Annotated in this window: 7 protein-coding genes; all 7 read right to left on the bottom strand. The window is 70.2% G+C overall.

What is annotated here, in order from left to right; translation table 11 throughout:
* Positions 1 to 277: L-histidine N(alpha)-methyltransferase (locus A9X04_RS16270; protein WP_197509188.1), on the bottom strand; the 277-nt coding region annotated here is incomplete at its 3' end.
* Entirely contained in the window at positions 274 to 987 is a 714-nt protein-coding gene (gene egtC / locus A9X04_RS16265) for an ergothioneine biosynthesis protein EgtC (protein WP_067922323.1), read from the bottom strand. The genes A9X04_RS16270 and egtC, both read right to left, overlap by 4 nt.
* Positions 987 to 2,276, bottom strand: coding sequence for an ergothioneine biosynthesis protein EgtB (egtB, locus tag A9X04_RS16260; protein WP_067922320.1), 1,290 nt, complete (start codon positions 2,274 to 2,276; stop codon positions 987 to 989). The genes egtC and egtB overlap by 1 nt, the downstream gene beginning before the upstream one ends.
* Entirely contained in the window at positions 2,273 to 3,541 is a 1,269-nt protein-coding gene (gene egtA / locus A9X04_RS16255) for an ergothioneine biosynthesis glutamate--cysteine ligase EgtA (RefSeq protein WP_067922317.1), read from the bottom strand. Before egtA ends, egtB begins: the two co-directional genes overlap by 4 nt.
* Positions 3,542 to 3,708: 167 nt before the next feature.
* Positions 3,709 to 4,356, bottom strand: a complete 648-nt coding sequence (locus tag A9X04_RS16250) for a sensor domain-containing protein (RefSeq protein ID WP_197509189.1) — start codon at positions 4,354 to 4,356, stop codon at positions 3,709 to 3,711.
* 38 nt (positions 4,357 to 4,394) lie between these two features.
* Positions 4,395 to 5,843, bottom strand: coding sequence for a catalase (locus A9X04_RS16245; protein WP_067922312.1), 1,449 nt, complete (start codon positions 5,841 to 5,843; stop codon positions 4,395 to 4,397).
* Positions 5,844 to 5,921: 78 nt separating this feature from the next.
* Entirely contained in the window at positions 5,922 to 6,389 is a 468-nt protein-coding gene (locus A9X04_RS16240; RefSeq protein ID WP_067922334.1) for a hypothetical protein, read from the bottom strand.
* Positions 6,390 to 6,412: the final 23 nt, after the last annotated feature.

The raw sequence follows: 6,412 nt of genomic DNA, 5'->3' as shown, positions 1-6,412 counted from the left end.
TCTTCTCGGACGTTCCGCTGCCCAGCTCAACCAGGGTGTCGGCCGCGCTGGCCCCCGCGATCTCGGCCGACCGCGCGCGCAGGATCTCGGCCTCGGCGCGGGTCGGATAGTATTCGGGCAGCCGGGTGATCTGGTCGAACAGGTGGCTGCCCAGCGAATCGTAGAACCACTTGGGGGGCAACGATTTCGGCGTCCGCCGCAGGCCGTCGAGCACGTCGCTGCGCAACGCGCGGTCGGCGGAGTCGGCGGCCAGGTGGTTGGACAGGGTCAGCGTCATCGATAACCTTCCGATTGATCCAGCGGGGTCAGCGCGACACCCGTCGCGGTGACCTCGACGAGGTGGCGGTCCGGCACGTCCTCCCAACCGGAGTCGTTGTCGTAGGGCTCGCTGGCCAGGACGACGCCGTCCGGGCGGCGCAGGATCGACAGGGTGTCTCCCCAGGTGGTCGCCAGCAGGCGAGCGCCGTCGGCGGCCAGGATGTTCAGCCTGGCGTCCGGGTCGGCCGCCGCTATCCCGGTGATGGTGTCGCCGAGCGCGTCGAGGCCGCGGTCGAAGATGGCGGCCGCCAATAACGCGCTGTCACAGACCGATTCGGCCTGGGCTGTCACGGGCAGCACCGCCCTGTCGACCACCCCGTTGTGCGACAACAACCACCGGCCGTCGGTGAACGGGGCCGTCGCGCTGACGTCGATCGGCATCCCGACCGTCGCCGAGCGCACCGCGGCCACCACGCAGTGGCTGCGCAGCGCCGGGGCGACGGAGTCGAACGACACGTCACCCCAGAGCGGGGCCCGGCTGCGCCAGCGGCGGGGCACCGTGCCCGCCGAAGAGACGTCGAAAAACCCGACGCCCCAACCGTCGGCGTTGAGCAAGCCGTGTTTTTGCCGGCGCGGGGCATACGACTGCACCCGCAGTCCGCACGGAGGATCCAGCACCAGCGACGAAACGGTGACGCCGGCGCCGAGCCAGCCGAGGTGACGGCACATCAGGCGAAATCCTCGACGTCCCAAGCCAACCGGACACCGGAAAAGATCTGGCGCCGGATCGGATGATCCCAGTTGCGGAAGCTCGGCCGCAGGATGGCGGACTCCACGGCCCACGAGCCGCCGCGCAGCACCCGGTAGTCGCCGTCGAAGAACGGTTGCGAGTAGCGCTCGTAGATCATCGGGACGAAACCCGGCCACGGCCGCAGCGGCGAGGAGGTCCACTCCCACACGTCGCCGAGCATCTGCTCCGCCCCGTACGCCGAGGCGCCGACGGGATAGGCGCCGACGGGCGCCGGGCGCAGCGCGGCGCCACCCAGGTTGGCGAAGGCGTCGGTCGGCGCCTGCGCCCCCCACGGGTAGCGGCGCCGACTGTCGGTGGCCGGATCCCATGCGCAGGCCTTCTCCCATTCCGCCTCGGTGGGCAGCCGCGCGCCGGCCCAGGCGGCGTAGGCCTGTGCCTCGAAGTAGCTGACATGCTGCACGGGTTCGTCGGCGGGAATGTCCTCGACGTGGCCGAACCGGGTGCGCGTCTGCCCGTCGGAACTCCAGAATTGCGGCGCGGTCAGGCCCGCCTGCCAGCGATGCTCCCAACCGCGCTCGGACCACCAGCGCGGGTCGGAGTACCCGCCGTCCGCCATGAAGTGCCGCCATTCGCCGTTGGTGACCGGTACCCGGCCGATACGGAATGCGGGCAGGTCGACGACGTGGGCGGGGCGCTCGTTGTCCAACGAGTACGGCTCGCTTACCGCGTCCACGCCCAGCACGAACGGGCCGGCGGGCACCAGCACAGAGGTGCCGGCCAGGCCGGGCCGCCCGGTCGGCAACGCCGCGGTGTCGCGCAGCAGCGGCGCGCCGCTGCGCAGGTTCAACGCCTGCAACATCGTCTCGTCGTGCTGGTTCTCGTGGCTGATCACCATCGCGTACACGAAGCTGTCGGCGTCGTCGGGCAGGGCGTCGAGGGCGTCCAGCGCGGCGGCACGCACGGTCGCGCAGTACGACCGCGCGCGGTCCGGGGACAGCAGCGGCAGATCGACCCGGCTGGCGCGGGAGTGCACGAAGGCGTCGTAGAGGCCCTCGACCGCCGGCGGGAGCATGCCGGGCCGGCCGGCGTCACCGCCGCGCAGCAGCCAGAACTCCTCTTGCTGGCCGATGTGCGCCAGGTCCCACACCAGCGGGCTCATCAGCGGGTCGTATTGCCGGTACAGTTCGGCGTCGTCGAACTCGACCAGCCGCAACGTGCGCGCCCGCGCCCGCGCCAGATCGTCGGCAAGACTTCCGCGGAAAGTCACAGCCCCCCTCGTGCGGGTCGCGCCGCCCTGGAGACCGTGGCCGCGATGCCGTGCCGGATCACCTGGTCGGCGAAGTCGTCGCCGGGACACCGGCCCCGCTGCACGGTGTCGACCAGCCGCTGCATCGAATCGGCGAGTTCGGGCGGTGCCAGCTCGGCGGCGGCGGCCACGCACTTGTTGGCCGCGGCGTACAGCCGCCGGTCACGCAGACCAGCCTGGGCCGCGGTGTCCCAGGCGGTGGCCACCGGCTCGACCGCCTCGGCCGCGACACCCGCCGCCACCGGGTCGTCGAGGAGAGCCACCAGGGTGAACACCAGGGCCGGCCAGAAGACGTCCGGCGCGCTGTCGAGATAGCGGATTTCCAACCACTGCCTGGGCCGCACCGGCGGAAACAGGGTGGTCAGGTGGTATTCCAGGTCAGCGATGGTGGGGCGGCGATCGCCGAGCAGCACCCGGCCGTCCACCCAGTCGGCAAACGGCACCCAGTGGGTGACCGCCGCGGCGTCCGGCGAGTTGACCAGCATCACCGGGGCCTTGAGCGCATAGCGCGCCCAGTCGGTGCCCGGGTCGTCACCGCTGACGCCCAGGATGGGACCGCACCGCGCCGAGTCCATCTGGCCCCACACCCACTGCCGGGTGGAGGCCCAGCCGGTGAACTCGCCGCGCAGCATCGGGGAGTTCGCCGCCATCGCGATCATGGTGGGCCCCAGCGCGTGCGCCAACCGCACCCGGTCCGCCCAGCCGGCCCGCGGCCCGGCGTCCAGGTTGACCTGAATGGAGGCGGTGGACGTCATCATCGCCGCACCCGCCTCACCCGAGCGGCTGGACGCGAAGAACTGCTCCATGGCGCGGTAGCGCCCGCCGGGATTGATGCGCTTGGGCGGCCGCAGCGGGTCCGCCCCGAGGAACACCAGCCCGAGCCCGGCGTCGGCGAACGCCGACCGCAGCACGGCCTGGTCGCGGCGCATCGCGTCGATGGCGGCCACCACGCCGTCGGCGGGCGGACCGGACAACTCCACCGCACCGCCGGGTTCCACCGTGACCCGGCTGCCCCCGGGTAACGCCGGCAGCGACGCCAGCACTTCGGCGATCTCGTTCCAGGCGGGCCTGCGGTGCGGATCGGACGGGTCGTGGCAGTGGGCCTCCACCTCCAGCCCCACGCGGCCCAGCGGGCCATCCGCCAGGCAGCCCTCGGCGATGTAGTGCGCGGCGGCTTTGGAATCGGCCATCTCCGAGCCTGCGGTAGTGATAGCGGCAAACGTCATATCACTATCCCTTCGGGCCTGGACCAGCCTGAGCACGCGCCAGCGGTCCAGTTCCCTGCATAGTTGAGGTAACGGTAACCGCCACTACTTCATCTAACAGATGGCTCCGACATATTCCCGCTCGCGCCCAATCTCAAGCATGCCCGGACCCGGCCCGACGACCCGGCTCACTGGCCCAGCGCGTTCTGCATCGCGCCTGCCAGCACGTTGACCGCAGGCCCGGCGTTGCCAGACTGGCAGACCTTGGCCTGCAGCAACACATTTTCGCGCAGCCTGGTTTGATTGAAACACCGCCGATCGGTGCCGGCCTCCTGCTTGGTCCAGTTCGCGTCGGCAGGGCCCGGCGGCCCGCCGTCGAACGACCATACCTGCGTGATGCCGTTGTCCAGGTGCATCGCGGTGGTCTGGCCCGAGCAGCCCACCGTGCGATCCACCACGCGGTGGAAGGCACGATCGGCAGCGTCGTTGGTGGCAAACACCCCGACGGCCTGCTTGACGAAGTGGGTCTGGTCGCTGGCCGACGTCTGGGTGACGGCGCCGTTGAACGACGCCAGGTCGGGGTCGTTGTACACCTCGGGCAACCCGATGTCGGCCCAGTTGTTACACACCGGGACGTCCACCCAGTCGCCCTGCACCGGTTGGGTGAACACCGACTCCCACCCCATGGGGCCGCCGACGATGTTGCCGACCGATCCCTTGCCCAGGACCGCGTAGTTCACCACCCCGGGGTCCGACGGGTGCGCGGCCGCAACCGGAAGTGCGGCCGCGCCCTCGATGGCCAGGCCGATGGCGAGCGCCACCGCGCGAACCAGCATGGTCATTCAAGCGATCATGCCAGGCAGATGTCCTGCGGTCAGCCCCCGTTTGCCCGGACGCCCTCCTCGACCAACTTGCCGAGGTCGGGGTCGACGTTGCGCCAGTACTCGAACACCCGCGACAGCACCGGCTCCTTGACGCCCTTCGAGACGTGCCCAATGATGTTGTGCGCCAATCGGTCCCGGGCCGCATCGTCGAGGACTTCGCGGACCATGGTGCCGGCCTGGCCCCAGTCGTCGTCCTCGGGGTGCAGCGTGTACGCGGCGCGGACCATGTCGCCGTCAGCGTGCCAGCGCACCTCGGCGGCGCGCGCCGGGTCGGCGTGCGGGCCGCCGTAGGAGTTGGGCGCATAAACGGGGTCGGAGACGTTCTTCATCCGCATCGCCCCGTCCTTGGAGTAGCTGTTCACCTCGACCTTCGGTTCGTTGACCGGGATCTGCCGGTAGTTGGTCCCCAGCCGGGCGCGATGCGCGTCGGAGTAGGAGAACCCGCGGGCCTGCAGCATCTTGTCGGGGCTCAGCCCGGTGCCGGGCACGGTGTTGTTCGGCTCGAAGGCGGCCTGCTCGATCTCGGTGTGATAGTCGGTGACGTTGCGGTTCAGCGTCATCTTGCCGACGTCGATCAACGGATAGTCGCCGTGCGGCCACACCTTGGTCAGGTCGAACGGGTTGAACCGGTAGTTGCGGGCCTCCTCGTACGGCATGATCTGCATCTTCAGCGTCCAGCTGGGGTGGTTGCCGCCCTCGATCGCCTCGTAGAGGTCGCGCTGGTGGTAGTCGCCGTCCTCGCCGGCCAGCCGGTCGGCGTCCTCCTGGGGCAGGAAGTCGATGCCCTGGTCGGTGATGAAGTGGTACTTCACCCAGAAGATCTCGCCCGCGGCGTTGATCCAGCTGTAGGTGTGGCTGCTGTAGCCGTTCATGTGCCGCCATGTCTTGGGGATTCCGCGGTCACCCATCAGCCAGGTCACCTGGTGCGCCGACTCCGGTGAGAGCGTCCAGAAGTCCCACTGCATGTTGTGGTCGCGCAAATTCGTTGCTTGCATGCGTTTTTGCGACCGGATGAAGTGCTGGAACTTCAAGGGGTCGCGCATGAAGAAGACGGGCGTGTTGTTGCCGACCAGGTCGAAGTTGCCCTCGCTGGTGTAGAACTTCAGCGCGAAGCCGCGCGGGTCACGCCAGGTGTCCGGGCTGCCGCGCTCGCCGGCGACGGTGGAGAACCGGGCGAGCATGTCCGTCTTGGTGCCGGGCTGGAAGACCGCGGCCCTGGTGTACTTGCTGACGTCGTTGGTGACCTCGAAGGTGCCGAAGGCGCCGCCGCCCTTGGCGTGCGGCTGACGCTCGGGGATGCGCTCCCGGTTGAATTGGGCCATCTGCTCGATCAGGTAGTGGTCCTGCAGCAGGATCGGCCCGTCCGGGCCGACGGTCAACGACTGGTCGTCGCTGGGCGCAGCGATCCCGGCGTCAGTGGTGGTGAAACGCTCCGTCATGTCGCTCTCTCCTCATTTGCTGGGCTCGGCTTTGACGACGAAAATTCCCGCGCGCCAATAACTGTGCGCGCGCACCCGTTACGGACGGGGCGCGGGTGCGATCGGCGTCGGGCTGGCCGGCGGCCCACCGGGACCGCTCAGGCCGGGGCCGCCCGCCGGACCGCCGGGTCCGCCCGGGCCGCCGGGGGGCATGGGCACGATCAGACCGGGCCCGCCCGAATTCCAGGGGCCGCCAGGGCCGGGCCCGCCGGACCCCCACGGCCCGGGGCCGTATCCCGGTCCCCACGGCCCATTGCCCGGTCCGGGGCCGCCGGGGCCACCCCCGGGTCCGAACATCTGGCCGTGGTGGTGGCAGTGGTGGTAGTACCCGACGACGAAGGCGCCGGCGAAGAACACGGTGGAGATGATGAAGACGACCCCGGCGACGATGACCACCCACGCCGCGGCCAGGTAGAGCCTCGGGGGCTTCACCGGCTCGGGGTGCGGCGGCGGGGGCGGCACCGGTGCGGGCGGCGGGGTCGGCTGAGGTTCGGGTGTCTCGCTCATGCCTTGAATGATGCCCAGGGGCG

This window comes from Mycobacterium sp. E3247 (assembly GCF_001667785.1).
Classification (GTDB): Bacteria; Actinomycetota; Actinomycetes; order Mycobacteriales; family Mycobacteriaceae; genus Mycobacterium.
This window is presented reverse-complemented; position numbering and strand designations above follow the sequence as displayed.

Bases quoted from the DNA above. Each gene is read 5' to 3' on its own strand.
- A9X04_RS16250 (WP_197509189.1), bottom strand. From the start codon at position 4,356: ATGCTGGTTCGCGCGGTGGCGCTCGCCATCGGCCTGGCCATCGAGGGC.
- A9X04_RS16245 (WP_067922312.1), bottom strand. From the start codon at position 5,843: ATGACGGAGCGTTTCACCACCACTGACGCCGGGATCGCTGCGCCCAGC.
- egtA (WP_067922317.1), bottom strand. From the start codon at position 3,541: ATGACGTTTGCCGCTATCACTACCGCAGGCTCGGAGATGGCCGATTCC.
- egtC (WP_067922323.1), bottom strand. From the start codon at position 987: ATGTGCCGTCACCTCGGCTGGCTCGGCGCCGGCGTCACCGTTTCGTCG.
- A9X04_RS16240 (WP_067922334.1), bottom strand. From the start codon at position 6,389: ATGAGCGAGACACCCGAACCTCAGCCGACCCCGCCGCCCGCACCGGTG.